15 protein-coding genes and 2 pseudogenes are annotated in these 18,304 nt (G+C 48.2%); 11 read left to right on the plus strand and 6 right to left on the minus strand.

The window, feature by feature from the left end; genetic code table 11:
* Positions 1 to 287: 287 nt before the first annotated feature.
* The 4 genes and pseudogenes from AC2A1E_RS08155 to AC2A1E_RS08170 form a co-directional block, all read right to left on the minus strand.
* Positions 288 to 1,370: a BsuBI/PstI family type II restriction endonuclease gene (locus tag AC2A1E_RS08155; protein WP_484383317.1), complete on the minus strand. Its 1,083-nt coding sequence runs from the start codon at positions 1,368 to 1,370 to the stop codon at positions 288 to 290.
* Positions 1,367 to 3,163: an HsdM family class I SAM-dependent methyltransferase gene (locus AC2A1E_RS08160; protein ID WP_484383318.1), complete on the minus strand. Its 1,797-nt coding sequence runs from the start codon at positions 3,161 to 3,163 to the stop codon at positions 1,367 to 1,369. The genes AC2A1E_RS08155 and AC2A1E_RS08160 overlap by 4 nt, the downstream gene beginning before the upstream one ends.
* 159 nt (positions 3,164 to 3,322) lie before the next feature.
* Positions 3,323 to 3,496: a hypothetical protein gene (locus AC2A1E_RS08165; RefSeq protein ID WP_484383319.1), complete on the minus strand. Its 174-nt coding sequence runs from the start codon at positions 3,494 to 3,496 to the stop codon at positions 3,323 to 3,325.
* 97 nt (positions 3,497 to 3,593) lie between these two features.
* Positions 3,594 to 5,356: pseudogene (locus AC2A1E_RS08170) on the minus strand (replication endonuclease); the annotation flags it as partial.
* Position 5,357: 1 nt separating this feature from the next.
* On the opposite strand from AC2A1E_RS08170, the pseudogene AC2A1E_RS08175 reads away from it, so the two are divergent.
* From AC2A1E_RS08175 to AC2A1E_RS08185, 3 genes and pseudogenes are all read left to right on the plus strand, one after another.
* A pseudogene (locus tag AC2A1E_RS08175) lies at positions 5,358 to 5,597 on the plus strand (ASCH domain-containing protein); the annotation flags it as partial.
* Positions 5,598 to 5,964: 367 nt separating this feature from the next.
* The gene (locus AC2A1E_RS08180) at positions 5,965 to 6,153 is read left to right on the plus strand and encodes a DUF4762 family protein (protein ID WP_484383320.1); all 189 of its coding nucleotides are present in this window, start codon (positions 5,965 to 5,967) and stop codon (positions 6,151 to 6,153) included.
* 734 nt (positions 6,154 to 6,887) lie between these two features.
* Positions 6,888 to 7,655, plus strand: a complete 768-nt coding sequence (locus AC2A1E_RS08185) for a hypothetical protein (RefSeq protein WP_484383321.1) — start codon at positions 6,888 to 6,890, stop codon at positions 7,653 to 7,655.
* Between the two features lie 151 nt (positions 7,656 to 7,806).
* Here AC2A1E_RS08185 and eco read toward each other — a convergent pair whose 3' ends face one another.
* Positions 7,807 to 8,322, minus strand: coding sequence for a serine protease inhibitor ecotin (gene eco / locus AC2A1E_RS08190; protein ID WP_484383322.1), 516 nt, complete (start codon positions 8,320 to 8,322; stop codon positions 7,807 to 7,809).
* Between the two features lie 170 nt (positions 8,323 to 8,492).
* On the opposite strand from eco, the gene AC2A1E_RS08195 reads away from it, so the two are divergent.
* The 6 genes from AC2A1E_RS08195 (at position 8,493) to AC2A1E_RS08220 (ending at position 15,233) form a co-directional block, all read left to right on the plus strand.
* Positions 8,493 to 9,251: a phosphatase PAP2 family protein gene (locus AC2A1E_RS08195; protein ID WP_484383323.1), complete on the plus strand. Its 759-nt coding sequence runs from the start codon at positions 8,493 to 8,495 to the stop codon at positions 9,249 to 9,251.
* Positions 9,252 to 9,260: 9 nt separating this feature from the next.
* A complete protein-coding gene (gene ybjG / locus AC2A1E_RS08200; protein WP_484383348.1) occupies positions 9,261 to 9,866 on the plus strand; it encodes an undecaprenyl-diphosphate phosphatase in 606 nt (201 codons plus the stop codon).
* Positions 9,867 to 10,066: 200 nt separating this feature from the next.
* On the plus strand, positions 10,067 to 10,747 hold the full coding sequence (gene deoC / locus AC2A1E_RS08205) for a deoxyribose-phosphate aldolase (protein WP_484383324.1): 681 nt from the start codon (positions 10,067 to 10,069) through the stop codon (positions 10,745 to 10,747).
* 83 nt (positions 10,748 to 10,830) lie between these two features.
* Positions 10,831 to 11,595 carry a DNA-binding transcriptional repressor DeoR gene (gene deoR / locus AC2A1E_RS08210; protein WP_484383325.1) on the plus strand — a complete coding sequence of 255 codons (765 nt, stop codon included), beginning with the start codon at positions 10,831 to 10,833 and terminating at the stop codon, positions 11,593 to 11,595.
* Positions 11,596 to 12,476: 881 nt separating this feature from the next.
* Positions 12,477 to 13,775, plus strand: coding sequence for an HAAAP family serine/threonine permease (locus tag AC2A1E_RS08215; RefSeq protein WP_484383326.1), 1,299 nt, complete (start codon positions 12,477 to 12,479; stop codon positions 13,773 to 13,775).
* 90 nt (positions 13,776 to 13,865) lie between these two features.
* Positions 13,866 to 15,233 carry an L-serine ammonia-lyase gene (locus AC2A1E_RS08220; protein ID WP_484383327.1) on the plus strand — a complete coding sequence of 456 codons (1,368 nt, stop codon included), beginning with the start codon at positions 13,866 to 13,868 and terminating at the stop codon, positions 15,231 to 15,233.
* A 36-nt stretch (positions 15,234 to 15,269) separates the two neighbouring features.
* Here AC2A1E_RS08220 and AC2A1E_RS08225 read toward each other — a convergent pair whose 3' ends face one another.
* Positions 15,270 to 16,475, minus strand: coding sequence for a serine hydrolase (locus tag AC2A1E_RS08225; RefSeq protein ID WP_484383328.1), 1,206 nt, complete (start codon positions 16,473 to 16,475; stop codon positions 15,270 to 15,272).
* Positions 16,476 to 16,855: 380 nt separating this feature from the next.
* Here AC2A1E_RS08225 and AC2A1E_RS08230 point away from each other — a divergent pair, with 380 nt between their 5' ends.
* Together AC2A1E_RS08230 and AC2A1E_RS08235 are read left to right on the plus strand one after the other, a co-directional pair.
* Entirely contained in the window at positions 16,856 to 17,512 is a 657-nt protein-coding gene (locus AC2A1E_RS08230) for an HAD family hydrolase (protein ID WP_459402749.1), read from the plus strand.
* A 103-nt stretch (positions 17,513 to 17,615) separates the two neighbouring features.
* Positions 17,616 to 18,236: a glutathione S-transferase family protein gene (locus AC2A1E_RS08235; RefSeq protein ID WP_484383329.1), complete on the plus strand. Its 621-nt coding sequence runs from the start codon at positions 17,616 to 17,618 to the stop codon at positions 18,234 to 18,236.
* Positions 18,237 to 18,304 lie beyond the last annotated feature (68 nt).

An 18,304-nucleotide genomic window follows, 5' to 3' on the forward strand; every position in this document is an offset into this window, starting at 1 on the left:
TGCTTCCGTTCGCACCAGTCACGTAGTTTGCTATACGCTTGGCGATTCTCGGTCTTGCCGCATAAATACAACTCAATTATTTAGGGTATATAGTCTATGAGGTCTCTTAATGATGCGCGCAATGCTATCCCCGCCTCGCCTGCCCGCTTCATGTGTCACTTTTCATGCAGTTGCGTGATCCGGCACGATCTGCGCCAGGGCAGGCTCTACGCGGGTAAAAACCACACCGGATCATCATGCAAATTCATGCACTCAATGCATGCATCCCTACTATCAGCAGTATCAACTCAGCTTCTATCCGATAATTTAACTGGCTGGCCATCCTTTAAATCAATCAAATTCTCAGGCTCAGACACAAACCACGCATAAGAACCCCAAGCCAACTCAGAGATTGATTTTTTGAACGGCGTACTCCCCCTATCCATAAAAGCGGTTAGGAACGCTAAGTGACTTTCGCTGAAACCTGCCTCCAGAGCCAATTTTGTTAACGTACTCTTCCTCTCTCTATTTATTGGTCCGTCAGTAGCTACGACCTCAGTAAACACAACTAACATATCTGCGCCACTGCTATCATGCCCTAAGTCGATAAGGATTATATCGGGAAGTGCTTTAGATGCATCAATTCTTAAACCTAATGCTTTTGCTAATCCTTCATCACGAGCAACGACTTTATTACCAGATTCCGATAACCAGAGAATGGCCGGAGATTTAAGAAAGGTTGGAGCAAAAACCTCAATAACAGCCTTAGCTATCACACTTGAAGGTCCTGGTGCCAATGTCCTTTGCTCACCATTTGGAAAAGTAACAACTACTGCATCTTCTGCAATCGCAGCTCCTGATTTCATAAGACGTAATCTAGATAATGCGGCTTTATTTAAATAGGTACTTTGCCATTGTGTTATAGCAATATCTAAATCACTACCAATCAACTCTTCATCAAATAAATTTGCAAAAGATGGTTCAAGACTATACTTCGGCTTCGATGACGTTGTAGGAATACCACTTCGTTCTATTACCACACCGCAAGGTATAAAACCTGAACGAATAGTTTCGTCTCTGACAGGCTCTCGGGAATTAGCTGCATACCAAGCATCAATTGGGCGATCTTTTTTACTAGATAAAGTCATCTTGACCCAATTCTTGCGACTCGCATCATCAACAATACTCGCCTGTTTTGTCCCCATATCAGTAACCTGACTTGGTCTTATCCAATTATCAGTACCATATATGGCTCCAGCATAAAACATAACATACAGTGTTTTAGCAGCCATCTCACGTATAACGTAGTTTCTATTCTCCGTACCTTCTGGAAATATAATCGGAAGTCTTTCTGCTATAACTTCCAATTTTGGGACTTTTGGTAAGCTCACTGTAAACTCACTCCGTAGAATTTTGATATTACTTTCTCAATTTTTTCTTTAGAACCACCAGAAAATACCATCCTCTCTATTTTTAACATTTCCTCGACACTTGGAAGAGGTATGGAATTAAGCTCATAGGCGGAAACAGCAACACTACCACTAATACAGCGAAATGCACGATCCACTATTTTTGAGTTTAATATTGCAGCAATAGTTTCTGGTTTTACATACGTAAATAACTCATGCGAGTAAATCATATTAATATGATTTTCAACAACAACACCGTGACTTTTATCTATAAAATCCTGTGGGAGTACAGCAGCTAGTAATCTTCTGCTCTGTTCTTTTGATGTTGTTCTTTGCACCAAAACACACTGCTGTGATGTCACCAAATGTGATTGATCTGAATAAACATCAATATAGGGAACATGATTCCGACGGTCTGCACTAAATTTAAATCCAGAGCTCGTAATAGACTCAGCCCAGATAAGTGGGAAACTTTTTTTGGTTGGCTCCGTGCGTAATTGGGATTTGAACCTGTTCCAAACCAATTGGCCAGTAGACACACTATACCCAAGATCAGATAACCGATTCGGCATCAGCTTTATAGCATTCAAAAAGTCTGCATCTGCTGAATTTCTTGGTAGTAGCCAGGCTTTCCCACCATGTTCTATTTCTACATGACCAATTTTTTCAATTTTAGCATCATTAAGACCTTTCGGTATTAATGAAGATACTTCAGCAAAATTATTATGCTTACCTAACTTAAATGTAGTAAGAAGCGTTTCTTGGAGAACATCATCGAAAACACCTTCACGATCCGCCACAAAATCAAAAGCACAAGGTGTTGCCTCATCTGTTAATAGCGTTCTTAATGCCATGAAGTACTGACCGCCTAAAAATGATGTCGGCGTTAAATATGCTACTATGCCACCTATCGGCTTTGCTAGCCTAATAGCTAAATCAGTAAAAAGACCGTATAGGTTCGCGTGTCCATAAAGGGAGCGAGAATATCTTTCTCGCATTTCCACATCTAATGTAACCCTACCATATGGTGGGTTACCTATAACAAGATCGAAGTTACCTATATTAACCTGCTTAAGAGCATCACCTATAATTATAGTATCTTCTGGTAATCTCCTTTTAGCAGCAATGCATAGTGGCATTAATGCGGCCTCAAGGAGACTCAGGCTCATCCATGCAGCAAATGGATCAATCTCAATACCCTTAAGACGCTTTACAATGCGTCTTAATATCCATTCAGGCGAAGAGCCATTATCTTTCTGTAGCATTCTTAATGCGACAGGTGCTAAAAAAGCACCACCACCACAAGCAGGATCAATAACCGAACCTTTAGAAAAATCTACACCTGTATTTTCAGCTAAATCCAGTAAACGAGATACCAAAGGCGGAGGGGTATAATAAGCGCCGATTTCCGAACGATAGGATGAAGGTAACATTACCGTATAGATAGAGCCGATCAAGTAACCTGCATCTTCTACAGGAAAAACAGCGATCAACTCACCCGTACTTTTGGCTAACTGCAATGCATCGCATGACACTTCAGCCAAAACCACAGAATGTGGTATCTGTTTGATTTTAATTGAACTATCTTGAGATTTAGCAAGGCTATCCCAATATGTACTGATTATTTGAGCGCAATATGAACGAGCTTGGACAAGTCTATCTTTATCAGCTTTATAGTTATCAGCATAACCTCGAGCCATAGCCTTACAGGTTTTATACCGTTCTAGTAATGTCAGCTCACTATCAGTGAGGAAATCAAATTGTTGAGCGTTCATCAGGCTATCCTACTGTTATAACTATATTTTCAATCAAAATCTCGGTTCATATGCATAAAGATCATCTAAAAATTGTGGCATATGGAAGCGCTTCACAATCTTAACATTGCAACGACCTATACGGCAGCATACAAAAGTTGCATAGCTTTATAAATTTAATTATTCGAGCAATACCGAATCATTAACAAATTTGGGCTTAACATGCTCAGTAAGGTCATCCTTGGCATTTCCTGCAAGTTCTGAGATCCAAATCCGTGCTATCTCTTTATCTTTTGCTTGGCTCTCATAACAAACCCCAAGGCGGGCGATAAGTTCAATGCGTTCCAGGATCACCAAGTCTTCAATGTCTTGCCGATGCCCCCTTTTCCTCCGACATTAATTAACTGTATTTATATACAGTATCACTGATTAATTCTGATCACGCAACCCATTATTCGAAGCTTGCCCAATCCTTGACCGGTTCATATTGCATTGATATGTCACCGAATTTCACTTTTGCACCGCGCACCAACGCTCGGCTTTGATGTTTTGTCGTGCTAACGCTGAGTAAATCTGAGGCAATCTGTCACGCTCCGCCGGGATTAAGCGGGCCGAAGGAGCCACATTGCGCCCCCGATAAGCATCGCGACTGCGTTGAGATCGGTTCGCCTGTGGGGTATTAGCCCTGATCCGCGCCATAACCGACCATGTCACGGTCATGTCCTGCCAGTCAATAACGGTTTCCGGTGCATGTTCCAACACCACCACGTCGTCTACAGGCTCACTATTCTGCGGATTTGCTGCTTCGCTGCTGCCGACCCACCCACAGTTATTGACAGGACTCCGAGGCGCGCCAGAGGCGCTTTTTAAGGTCAAGCCCTCAAGGTCAACGGCTTTGGCGACAATGCGCCATTGCGTAGTGCGGGTCTCATGAATGTGCGTGCTGCCCAGATGCGGCGCGAAAATACCGACCACCTTCTGCACCTCTTCGTCATAGGTATTGAGTTCATCGGCCACACGGCGCGCCACACGCACGGTCTGTTCCTTGCGGGGGATATTGGCCCCGCCCTGCGCCAGGATATAGGCGGCAAAATCCCCAGCATCAGCAGCAGCGCGAACAGCCTCAACGCTGTCGTCAAACGTATCAGCCAAACTGATAGAACGGATACGGCGGCATTCACGGTAAGCGCCCATGGAAGGCAGGCCGATAGAGTGAAACTGAGGAATGCGCCAAGTGGATGCCCAGGCAGTCACAGCGGCGGCGGTCTCAGACAGCAATTCCCCGGTTTCGTGGTCGCGTTCACCGTCCAGGGCATAGCCATCGATATTCTTTGCGATGTACTTCGCAATATAGCCCGCTGCACCGCCTTTATTGAGGTGCTTGCAGTCAAAACGGTTCTTTGCTGCGCCGCGTTCGTCGCCATCCTCGGCCATGGCATAGCGGCACATGATGTCGATCACCGACTGGCGCTGTTCCTTGCTGGTGAACAGCATCATGTGCCAGTGCGGGGTCGCGTCGTGATGCTGTTCAACCACCCGCACGCCATACACCTGCAGGTCGTTATCTTTAAACGCGGTGCGGATCTTGCTCCACAGCGTCACCAGATAACGCTGGCCGTCTTTGGGGGTGTAAGCTTCCGCATCCCAATTATGATTAAACTGCACCTTGGGGTTAGTTTTGCCGAGGGTGCGCGTCGGGTGGTATTTCGATGGCGTGGTGATGGTGATAAACAGCCCTTTGTGCCCCGACTCGGCGGCCGCTTTCTCGATACCGGCAATCATCGCCATTAACTCCATCCGACGGATCTCCGGGTTGGAGATACTCGCCAGCACTTTGTCGATCAGGCTGATGCGTTCGCCGGTGTCGGCATTCTCCAGTTCCCGGCTGTTCAGATAATCCAGGTTAGACTGGCGGCGCGCTTTCACTTCGCGGATCGCCTGCTTGCTGGCATAGGCGGAAACACCCCGATTCACATTGCCAACCGCAATCAGCAACGCCTCACGCCAGCGGGTGCGCTGGGCTTTGAGCTGACACTCCCACCACTCGGCATTCACGAGCCGTGACAGGCTGGCTACCGCTGACCGCGTATCCAGTTTGCCTTTACGGTATTTGCGCCAGTGCATCGGGGTGACATTGAAGGTGCGGGCCATTCCAGCAACCTGCGCATAAAACGCCGCCTGGGTGGCATCCTCTAACAGGCCAGTATTATCACCCGGTGGCTACAGCATCATTCTGAGCGGAGAAGGCCAACCGGTTTGCGTGGTAAGAACCCTGGCTCTACGCCTTGTGCGATTCTCCGAAATAACCGCAGAGCAGGCGAGTAAAGAAGGTGAAGGCGATCTAAGCCTGGATGACTGGCGAGCCGGACATCAGGCTTTTTTCGAGCGTGAAGGAACCTATGCTGAAAATATGGAACTCGTCTTTGAAGAGTTTCAGCTTGTCGAAGTTTTGTAATGGATGCATTCCGAACGACTACGCATTCCACTGGAGTGTGTAGTCGAAAACCTGAATTACATTAATGTAAGCCTATTGTATTTGTTCGTGACACCCTCTTATTATTCATTCCCTACACGACTACTCATAAACTGAAGGTATTACCCATAACCATTACAGGACAATGACGTTAATAAGTTGAGAAAACTCCGTAAATGATAGAAATAAGGCTTTAGTGATGACGGTGCAATCATTTGTCTTTATAGTTAACCTGCCTTGAGGTGCATTTAAGCCTCTGTGCTATTAATACATAGAAAATGTATTAACTATGATTAACAATAGCAATTTTTTAAGGCCATTTAAACTATTTAACCATAAGGATATCAGTATGAAAAAATTAAATACCTCTGAAGCTTCAATTGTTATTGGCGGGGCAACCACCTGTTCTAGCGCAATCGAAAAAAGTACGGTAGGCGATGCTATTGTCTGCACTGAAGTTACAACTTGCAAAACAACGGGTAAATACGGTAATAATGTTATAACCTCTAACGTTGTTATTGACTGCCTGCCAGAATAACCATCACTTCCTGTTGTAGTATTATGACTTGCACTTGAGTTAGCAAGCCATGTTACAAGGTGCAGAACTCATGTTCTGTGCCTTATTACTTAAGAACACCTTATTCTAACAATCATTTCAGAGCCCCAACTTAATTGTTAAGCTGTTACGGCGATAGTTTCTCAAACTCTCGTATTAAAATTAGCCATCAATAATTCTTTTTATAAAACACATCTATTCTCGCTACGGATACCATGGTTATTCGCTGAATAAAGCCCCTAACAGTCACCACTTATTTCAAGCCTGCAATGCGGACGCCAATACATAAGAAATTCTAATGATTAATCTCTAACCTACCCCAATGGCCTATTATAAATAGCCGTAAATCATTACGGTGGCGAGAAACGCGTTTTTTCTGCTGCCTAAATTCGATGAGATTTAAAAGTAATTACTTATTAAATACGTTGAAGACACAACACACTCGGCCGGTGAACCAAGACAGTTAGCAGATGGAATTCTCTCCGCACGACAACACATGTACTTTAGGTGCCAACTTTGATCTGATTGCGCAACAGGTGCAGGAATCAGTCGGTGTGCTCTTGAGATAAAGCACCTTTCTCAGAGAAAAGTAACAATGTGATATAATGACGAAGAGAAACAAACAACAAACTTTATTTCCCAAGAAGAAAAACACTTATCAAGCCCTATATAATTCTATATTATGAAAACAACACTCACTAACGAGGGGGGTAATAATGTTTGATTCTTTCACAACAGATGAAAGTAAAGCTTTGCTAATGTTTTTATTTGTTTGTCTGATGATCACTAGAATGGGAGGCTTTGCGTTTTTATTTCAAGTAATACTGAGAATTTTAAGGGTGGATTTTCGTAGCGAAAAATTAAAAAAATATAATGACAACGCCTTTGATACACAAATTTATCGACTTTTAAATGGAATCAATGTTGCCTGCGTGGATGATGCAAAGTTGATAGAGGAGAACATTGAGAGTGGTCGATTCCGACGTACATCATTTTGGTTCACCGGTTTCTTTGGCCCTATGGGGCATAAAAAGATAATTGGCTTTGACTTTATTCTTGTTAGCTTTGTTTTTACTTTCAGCGTTATCTATGGCATGACCCTACTAACAAATACTATTTTAAATTATAAAATAGGATACGCCACCTTTAACTTAAAAAATGAGAGACTGTATATTTCCACTGATGAAATATACAACAAAAACGCAGAGGTAATAATAGATAAAAAGCATTGCAGACAATATAAATATGCTCTATCAAATATTTACAACGAGGCTTGTGATTACATAACGCCAACTTCAAAAGAAAAATCAAACGCATTGATTGATGCTATAGAAAATGAAAGAAAAAATGCCATTACATCCCTGCTTCTTGGGTTAAGTTTTCTGTGTATAGCCATAACCTTACTTCTTGGCTTTATTACATTCAACTCGTTAAATAAAGAGATATGTAACATTAAAGATAACGTTGCAAACGGTGTCACTTAGGCGACGCAAACAGCTCTATCGACAAGGGTTGAACACCCACTTTCTTTGTTGTTCCAAATACCTCTCCACGCTTTAAACATAAAAATCTGCCGGTCAATGCATACCGGCAGATTAGATTGATGAAAAAGAATACCTGGCAATGCTAACGGATTTATTTCACTACCGCGCGCCCAATAGTCTCGCTGGCAGACCATATGCGGTAACGTACTTCAACCTCTTTCGGCACGTAAACCACGATCGGCAGCCTGCTGTTGTAACGCTGCATCGCTGCATCTCCCAAGTTAGCGGCAACAAACTCCTGCCGCTTGCTGTTATCCGGGCAGGCCATCATCGTGGATGCGGGTGCCGAAATTTTTGCCAGCACCAAGTAGTCATAACCCCAACCGGCCAGCGTTCTGCTTTCCAAAGAGCCTCCCATCATGTGCCGGTTACAGTCTACTTCCAGCGTTTTACCGATCAACAGTTCTACTTTGAAGTTCTGCTCATTCTCCTGTTTCGGCAGGTAAATTACCTGACGGCTCATCCCCTTCTCTGCTTTTGGGAATGGCGCGACCTTTTCCAACGGTTGCAGGCTGAGATCGCCATTTTCGCTGGCTGCTGTTGCGGCAACCGCGCTGGCAGAGGCCACCATCAGCAGGCTGGCAAACGCAAAAGAAAGCTTGTTCATTTTTTATCCCTATGATTCATGGCGTAATATTGAAGTACGTTAGCACGATATACAGATCCTGATTATAGGTTAAATCTGGATATCCTCCCGTTTTGCCAAGATCGCGCGTCATAACTCACTAAGGTTTTCTTAAGCCGGAATTATTACAGTAGTATTATTCTTTACCGCCAATGAGCTACCGCGTGAACACGTCGAAATCATCAGAACCTTCATTAAATCAATCCTCAACAGCTATGCAAATTAAGAGTGATGTCCTTTACTCCCTGCCAACATCCTTTTACCGTTGGCAGGTTTTTGGCTTGCTTGTGGCCGGAATGGTATTGATCTGGTTATCACGTAATGAGCAGTTGGACTGGGCGCTCAGTAATTACTGGTATGACGCCGCAAGCCACCGTTTTCCTTGGCAGAACAACTACTGGTTGGATCTGATCAATCATCGGCTCTTGAAGATCGGGGTTATCACCGGTGCAGTGCTCGCGCTTTTTTGGGGTATTTACCGCCGCAATACGCGTTTGATCGTCACTATGTTATTGGTTGGTGTCGGGCCATTGGTTGTCGGTATGTTGAAAGCGGTCAGTGCCCATTCCTGCCCGTGGGATCTGCTGGAATACGGTGGCAAAGCCATGTCGTTTCCGCTGTTTGGCACTACACCCGCGTTTCCAGGACCAGGCCGTTGTTTTCCCGGTGGTCATGCCTCCAGTGGTTTTGCCCTGATGGCGCTGTTCTTTCTGTTTTATCCGCAACGTCCGCGCCTCGCTTACTGGTGCTGGTTGGGCGGTATCGCCTGCGGCATGCTGATGGGGTTTGGTCAGATCATGCGCGGAGCTCATTTTCTTTCCCATAACCTGTGGGCTGGGTGGTGGGTCTGGTTCAGCCAACTGGCTGTTTATTGGTGGGTTAGCGGCTATTTCAGCCGTAAGACGAGGTAAGACATCATGATGGATCAATTGAACTACTTTCTTTTCGCCTGGATCAATGCCACTCCGGCCAGCCCGGAATGGTTGATCGATCTTGCTACATTTTTTGCACGGGATCTGATCGCCATTATCCCGTTACTGATTGTCGCTATGTGGTTCTGGGGGCCGCAGCAGCAATTGCATTCACAGCGAGAAGTGGTGGCCAAGGCGACAATTGCTCTGTTATTTGCCATGAGTGCCTCTGCCTCTATTGGTATGTTACTGCCACACGAACGGCCATTTGTGGTCGGTGTTGGCTATACCTTCTTGACGCACGCGCCAGACAGTTCTTTCCCCAGCGATCATGGCACCGCCATCTTCACTTTCGCGCTGGCGTTCCTGTGCTGGCACCGTACCTGGTCCGGTATTCTGCTGATGATTGCTGCGGTAGCCATTGCCTGGTCACGCGTATTCCTTGGCGTTCATTGGCCGTTGGATATGGTTGGTGGCTTCCTGGTGGGGCTTGTGGGCTGCCTGTTCGCACAGCTGGTATGGAATCTGTTTGGTGAGGCGATCGCTAACCTGCTGACACGCCTGTATCGCTTTCTGTTTGCTTTCCCGATCAGCAAAGGATGGGTGAAAGAGTAATACCTCCACAGGCAGGGGCCACTTGCCTCTGCCTGTCTCCGCTTTATCTCTCTCAGCGTGAGTGCAGGGCTGATGTTATTTAAATAACATTGGTGAGCTATCACCTCTCTAAATCCCAGTAACAGCAGCTATCAATCAGCAAAGCTGAATGTTAGGATAATCACATTCAGCTATACGTTAACGACCTCAGAGGGATCACTATGACCACCGAACAGATTGACTATGCCCACTATATCGACCACACCCTTTTGGCGATGGATGCCACCGAAAGCCAAATAGCCAAACTGTGCGAAGAAGCACAATTACATAACTTTTATGCCGTGTGCGTAAACTCCGGTTATGTTCCGCTGGCGGCGCACCTGTTGCAGGAAAGCGAAGTGAAAGTCTGCTCAGTCATCGGCTTCCCGCTGGGTGCAGGTCTGACCGTCGCCAAGGCGTTCGAGGCCAAAGCGGCCATCGCAGCAGGCGCTCAGGAGATCGATATGGTCATCAACGTCGGTTGGTTGAAAAGCGGCCTGCTGGACGACGTACAAGCCGATATCGCCGCAGTGCGCGAGGTTTGTGCGGCAATTCCGTTAAAGGTTATCTTGGAAACCTGCCTACTCAGCGATGCGCAAATCACGCAAGTCTGTGAGATGTGCCGCGAACTCGATGTTGCTTTCGTTAAAACTTCTACGGGCTTCAGCACCGGCGGTGCACGCGAAGAGCACGTCAAACTGATGCGTGCCACCGTTGGCAGTGAGATGGGCGTGAAGGCCTCCGGAGCGGTCCGTGACCGTGCCACCGCCGGGAAAATGATCGCCGCTGGCGCTACACGCATCGGCACCAGCTCAGGCGTGGCAATCGTATCAGGCGACAGCGCCGTAGCCGGTAGTTACTGAATATCGACACCGAGATTGATGCGGGGTAGCGCTGCTCGTGCGCCCCGCATTGGGGTGTGGAATGCTTAGCAACAGGAGAACAGATGGAAAAGCGGCGTGAAGATCGTATCAATCGGTTAATTCAGGCATTAAAGCGTTCCGACAAGATCCATCTAAAAGAGGCTGCCGCGCTGTTAGGCGTCTCGGAAATGACCATTCGCCGCGATCTCAATGCCGAGCCTGCCGCCGTAGTTTTGCTTGGCGGTTACGTGGTAGCGGAACCGCGCAGCCATGGCGTAACCCACTATTTTGTCTCTGACCAACAGGCTAAGCAGGTAGCTGAGAAACAGCGCATCGGCATGCTGGCCGCGCCGTTGATCAATAAAAACGATACGGTATTTTTTGACTGTGGCACGACTACGCCAGCCATCATTAACGCGATTGCGGACGACCTGGCCTTCACCGCCGTATGCCATTCACTTAATACCTTTTTGGTATTGCAGGCTAAACCCAACTGCAAGGTGATCCTGTGTGGCGGCGAGTTCAAGCCGAACAACGCCATTTTTGCCACGGTTGGCCAGCATAATGAACTCGAACACATCTGCCCCAACATTGCCTTTATCTCTGCGGCGGGTATTAACCTGCAACAAGGTGCCACCTGCTTCAACTTTGACGAACTGGATATGAAGCACAAAGCCATAGCCATGGCGCAGCAAAAGATTCTGGTGGTGGATCACAGCAAATTTGGTCAAACCAGACCGGCCTGCATCGGCCCGCTGACACAGTTTGACCGGATCATTACCGATCGCAAACCTGAAAGCGAGTTCACCAAATTCTTCAGTGAGCAGGCGATCGCCATCCGATTTTAGCTCGCGCCTCGTGATTTTCTGTACGAATTAACAGCAATTAAACCTAAGAAATAGCTTATTATCCATAATTGCAGGTTAATGAATTGCAATAGCTTGCCGTGGTTATTATTTCTTACGAAATAAAATTGCCGAAAATTAAGTCAAATCCCCCCGATTGAGAATATTATAACCAGGTTTTAAACCGTAATATTGACTTCACTTTTCTGCGTGAAATATCGGCAATCATCTTTATTTATATGACAAATAAATATGCATTCCTATCCGTTCTAAATTTCAATTAATTGACTCTCCAATACAACCTTGAGCTGCATTAATTCCTTAATAAACAAAAAATTAAACCAAGACAGTCTGTGTTTTAAGCATGCCAGACAAGATGAATATGGCTTTCAACTAAGCTAAAGCAATACATTAAATTATATCGCTAGACCTGAGCTGATAAGCAGTTTTTTATCTGGCTAAACACCACATAGTCCGGTTCAATCACACACTCTTTCTTAGCGCGCTTTCAGCATGAAAGCTCTTACAACTGCGCAACATATGCACGAAAAATCAATAAAAAAACGCCCTGATGCACAAATAGCGTATTTGAGAGTGCGATCACGGTTGTTTATGCTGTAAATCGTTATCTTGCCGCCAACAAAAATCGGCAGGCAACGTTCCTCCGGCAGAAGTCACGGTTTCCAGCGATTAAACAGCAGAAAACCATTGAGCCACTTATCCGGCAAATAATGCCAAGGGTAATTAGCATAATAAACAACCAGGGGTGGTCATATAACCTCACATCACTCTTTTTGCTGAAGAAATCTGATATTTCGTCAGCAGGTTTCATTCTTAAATTTTTCGTTTAAATTCAAATTAACGTGTTCACCTCGGAGATATTTATGGACACTACACAGACCGGCACTATCGCCTCTGCGGCTTCGGTTTCCAGCAGCACCTGGCGCAAATCTGACACCATGTGGATGTTGGGCCTGTATGGCACCGCCATCGGCGCAGGCGTGCTGTTCCTGCCCATCAACGCGGGTATCGGCGGTTTGATTCCTCTGATTATCATGGCCATTATCGCCTTCCCGATGACGTTCTTTGCTCACCGTGGCCTGTGCCGCTTCGTACTGTCAGGGAAAAACCCTGGCGAAAATATCACCGAAGTCGTAGAAGAACACTTTGGTATCAGCGCCGGGAAGCTGATCACCCTGCTCTACTTCTTTGCGATCTACCCTATCCTGCTGGTTTACAGCGTGGCGATCACCAACACCGTTGACAGCTTTGTCACCCATCAGTTGGGGTTGGTCTCACCACCGCGCGCTGTTTTATCCCTGATCCTGATCGTCGGGCTGATGACCATCGTGCGCTTCGGCGAGCAGGCGATCGTCAAGACCATGAGCATCCTGGTATTCCCGTTTGTTGGCGTACTGATGATGCTGGCGCTGTACCTGATCCCTAACTGGAGCGGTGCCATCTTCGAGAATGTTTCTCTTGCAGGCTCCAGCAGCGGTTTGGGGCACGGCCTGGTGATCACGCTGTGGCTGGCAATCCCAGTGATGGTATTCTCCTTTAACCATTCGCCAATCATCTCCGCTTTCGCAGTGGCAAAGCGTGAAGAATATGGTGCGGGTGCCGAGAAAAAATGCTCACGCATTCTGGCTTACGCCCACATCATGATGGTTCTGACGGTGATGTTCTTCGTATTCAGTTGCGTCTTGAGCCTCTCTCCGGCCGATCTGGCCGAAGCCAAAGCACAGAACATCTCAATCCTGTCTTATCTGGCTAATCACTTTAACAACCCGATGATCGCCTATATCGCACCGGTTATTGCCTTTATCGCCATCACCAAATCGTTCCTGGGCCATTATCTGGGTGCCCGTGAAGGCTTTAACGGCATGATCATCAAATCCATGAAGAGCCGCGGCAAAACTATCAGCAGCAATAAGCTGAACCGTATCACGGCGATCTTCATGCTGGTGACCACCTGGATCGTTGCCACACTGAACCCGAGCATCCTGGGGATGATTGAGAACCTCGGTGGCCCAATCATCGCTATGCTGCTGTTCCTGATGCCGATGTACGCCATCCGTAAAATCCCTGCCATGCGCAAGTACAGTGGGCACATCAGTAACGTCTTCGTGGTCGTGATGGGGCTGATTGCCATTTCCGCCATCTTGTACACCCTGTTCGGTTAATCACGCTCAACCGGCGCTGTATGGCGCCGGTTTTTTGATATCGCCCTTTCTATTACTCAAGCCTGTAACCGGCAGAAGATGGTTAAGACTATGATCAGCGTTTTCGATATGTTCAAAATTGGCATCGGCCCATCCAGCTCCCATACCGTCGGCCCTATGAAGGCTGGCAAACAGTTTACCGACGATTTAATCGCCCAAGGGCAACTGTACGACACCACGCGGGTAGTGGTTGATGTTTACGGCTCGTTGTCTCTGACCGGTAAAGGTCACCATACTGATATCGCGATTATCATGGGCCTGGCGGGGAATCTGCCGCATAGCGTGGATATCGATAGCATCGCCGGTTTTATCCGCGACGTGGAACAGCGTGGCCGCCTGCCGTTGGCCAATGGTGAACACGAGGTGGATTTCCCTCGCCAAGGCGGTATGAATTTCCACAGCAACAATCTGCCACTGCATGAGAACGGCATGCGCATTAGCGCTTATGCTGGTGAGCAGTTGTTGCACAGCAAAACCTACTACTCCATCGGCGGGGGTTTTATCGTTGATGAAGAACATTTCGGCCAACCGATCAGCAATGCCGTGTCAATTCCCTACCCTTATCATTCCGCGCAAGATTTGCAGCAGCACTGTAAGGAAACCGGGCTTTCGCTTTCCGGGCTGGTGATGCAAAACGAGCTGGTGCTGCGCAGTAAAGCCGAAATTGAGGCGCATTTTACCGAGGTGTGGCAGGTGATGCGCACCGGGATTGAGCGCGGGATGAATACCGAAGGTTTACTACCGGGCCCAATGAAGGTTCAGCGCCGCGCCGCTGCTTTGCGGCGTATTTTGGTGACCGGTGACAAAAATAATATCGACCCAATGAACGTGGTGGATTGGATCAATATGTTCGCTTTTGCAGTGAACGAAGAAAATGCCGCCGGTGGCCGTGTGGTGACCGCACCGACCAACGGTGCCTGTGGCATCATCCCCGCCGTATTAGCCTACTACGATCGGTTCATCCGCCCGGTTAACACCAACTCTTATAGCCGCTTCTTCCTGGCTTCTGGAGTGATTGGCACATTGTACAAGATGAATGCGTCGATCTCTGGAGCTGAAGTGGGTTGCCAAGGGGAAGTGGGCGTCGCCTGCTCCATGGCGGCGGCCGGGCTGGCTGAACTGATGGGTGGCAGCCCGGCACAGGTGTGCATTGCCGCAGAAATCGCCATGGAACACCATCTGGGGCTAACCTGCGATCCGCTGGCCGGGCAAGTACAGGTGCCTTGTATTGAGCGTAACGCCATTTCTGCGGTGAAGGCCGTCAATGCCGCACGCATGGCGCTACGCCGCACCAGCGAACCGCGCGTGTGCCTGGATAAGGTGATCGAAACCATGTATGAGACGGGTAAAGACATGAACGCCAAGTATCGTGAAACCTCACAGGGCGGCTTGGCGATCAAAGTGGTGGCGTGTCATTGATTTGAGCGGGGGCCACTCATGTGGCCCCGTTTAACTTCAGCCAAAAATACCGCCAAACCACTGGCTCAGCTTCATCATGACAAAATCCCACATGCGGCTTAAAAAGTTCCCTTCTTTAACCTCCTGCATTACCACCAGCGGATGTTGCTCAATGGTTTTGCCATCGAGCAGAAAATCGATAGTCCCCACCACCTGATTTTTCGTCAAAGGGGCTTCCAGCGTTGGTTCATTGAGCTTGTAACTGGCTTTCAGATTCTTCATCTGCCCTTTCGGGATGGTCACCGCAGCGTCTTTAGCAACCCCTAGCGGCACTTCACCCACGTCGCCAAACCAGACTTTCTGGGTGACAAAAGCTTTGTCGGCCTTAATGGGAATGGCGGTCTCATAGAAGCGGAAACCCCACGCCAACAGCTTCTCGCTCTCGCTGAAACGCACGCGATCGCTCGGTGCCCCCAGCACCACCGAAATCAGGCGCATTGGGCCATCGGTCGCCGACGCCACCAGGTTATGCCCGGCACCGCTGGTATAGCCGGTTTTGATCCCGTCAACGTTCAGATTCGTGCTCCACAACAGACGGTTGCGGTTGATCTGGCGGATTTTGTTAAAGGTGAACTCTTTCTCTTTATGAAGCGCATATTCATCCGGCACGTCACGGATCAGCGCCTGGCTCAGCAGTGCCATATCGCGCGCGGTGCTGTATTGCCCTTCGGCATCCAGGCCATGCACCGTCAGGAAATTCGTATTCTGCAGGCCCAGAGATTTAGCGTAGTTATTCATCAGCCCAACGAACGAATCCTGGCTACCCGCCACAAAATCCGCCAGCGCGATGCTGGCATCGTTACCTGATTGAATGACAATACCTTTATTCAGTTCCGACACCGGCACCTGATCGCCGGGTTTGATAAACATCAGCGAAGAACCACGCAGCACCGGGTTGCCGGTAGCCCAGGCATCTTTGCCCACGGTGACCAAGTCATCCGGCTTGATTTTACCCGCCTTCATCGCCTGGCCGATCACATAGCTGGACATGATTTTAGTCAGGCTGGCAGGATCGAGGCGGGTATCAGGATTGCCTTCTGTCAGGATCTTACCGCTGTTGTAGTCCATCAGCACATAGGCTTTGGCATCCACTTGTGGTACGGCTGGTGCTTCTGCCGCCTGAACGGCGGGAACAACCAAGAGCATGACACCTACGCCGAGGGTCAGTTTTTTAAAAGAGGTGGAAAAGTTTTTTTTCATCATGACGTCGCCAGAATGTCCATTCAAACCATTGAAATAGCGTTAACCTTCAAACTTGTTTACGTTTTCGGCCAACCAGCGAGAGTGGCTCGATGCAACGCTGCCAACCGTAAAACCTACGCGGCTCACGTTTGGGCCAGCGTTGTACCGAAAGTGCCTCTGCAGTGAGTTTATTCGGTTTCTGTTATTCTTGCAGGGATTGGCCTGATTTCTCTGCACTTTTACATAACTGTACGCTTTAGTCGGTGAATTGGCTAAAAATCATGCCATTCGCTTTCATCGTGGCGTGCTAGCTTAGGCAAACATTCAACAAACTGTCGCCAAACGGTCATCCATGTTTCTTACGCTCTACGCTATTTCACCGTACCTACCGGAGAAAACTGATGGACTTAGCCCTTTTCGACCTGGATGAAACACTGATCGATGACGACAGCGCCAGCCTGTGGATCCGCTGGCTAGTGGCTGAGGGATTTGCCCCTGCGGAGTTGGAACAGCAGGAACAGCAACTGATGCAACTCTACTATCAGGGCAAATTGCCGATGGAAGATTACATGCGGGCCACGCTGGTTCCCTTGACGGGGCTGAGTACCCAGACCGTAGCCGGTTGGGTACAGCGCTATATCCGTCGCGATATCCTACCGCGCGTCTACCCCGCCGCGCGTGAGCGCATGCTGTGGCACCGTGAACGTGGTGACTACATTCTGGTCATTTCTGCCACCGGTGAACACCTGGTGGCCCCGATCGCCGCGCAACTGGGGGCCGATGGCGCACTGGCGATTGGTGTTGAAGTGGTTGATGGCCGTTTTACCGGCAACACTTACGGCACCATAACCTATCAGCAGGGCAAAGTGATCCGCTTACGGCAATGGTTGCAGCAGCATCCTGAACTGAAGTTTGAGCACAGCCATGGCTACAGTGACTCCATCAACGACCAAGCCATGCTGGAGTTTGTCGACAGCGCCACGGTAATCAACCCCGGCAGCGATCTGAACGAACTGGCCGTCCTTTCTGGCTGGGAAGTGTGCCACTGGGAACGCTGACGATTTGCGTATCACCTAGCAAAAAATGCCTTTCGGTGTGACAAAAACCGCTTTATCGCGTAGGTATTAACGCGACTTTCTCAAATACACGAAGAGGCGTTTTATGTTGACCATTTGGGGCCGTGCAAACTCGAATAACGTAAAGAAAGCACTCTGGTGCGCCGCTGAACTGGGGTTGAAGTACGACCATATCAATGCGGGTGGCGCTTACGGCAAGGTGAATGAACAGCCATACCGCTCACTCAACCCCAACGGGCTGGTGCCGTTGCTGCAAGACGACGATTTCGTGCTGTGGGAATCCAATACCATTGTACGCTATCTGGCGGCCAAATATGGTCAAGCACCCTTTTATCCGCAAGATTTGCAAGCGCGCGCCGCCGCAGAAAAATGGATGGACTGGCTCACCTCAACCATCGCAGCACCATTCCGTACCCTGTTTTGGGGCATGGTCCGCACCCCGCCCGAACAGCGCGATCATGCGGCTATTGACGCGGCGATCGCCGAGTTGGAACAGCACTTTGCTATCGTCGAACAAACGCTGGCGCAACAACCCTACCTTTCTGGTGCCGCATTCGGCATCGGTGATATCCCACTGGGCAGCTTTATCTATGCCTGGTTTGAACTGCCGATTAAACGCCAGCCGCGCCCGCATCTGGAGCGTTGGTATCAGCAACTGTGTGCCCGCCCCGCCTACCAGAACACGGTAATGATCCCTCTTACCTGATGCTATACATCACGGCGTTTAACCCATTGAATTTAAAAAATTCGCCGCTAAGCTGGAGTAATCACCAA

Source organism: Serratia sp. HNCC26DJ206 (genome assembly GCF_057180605.1).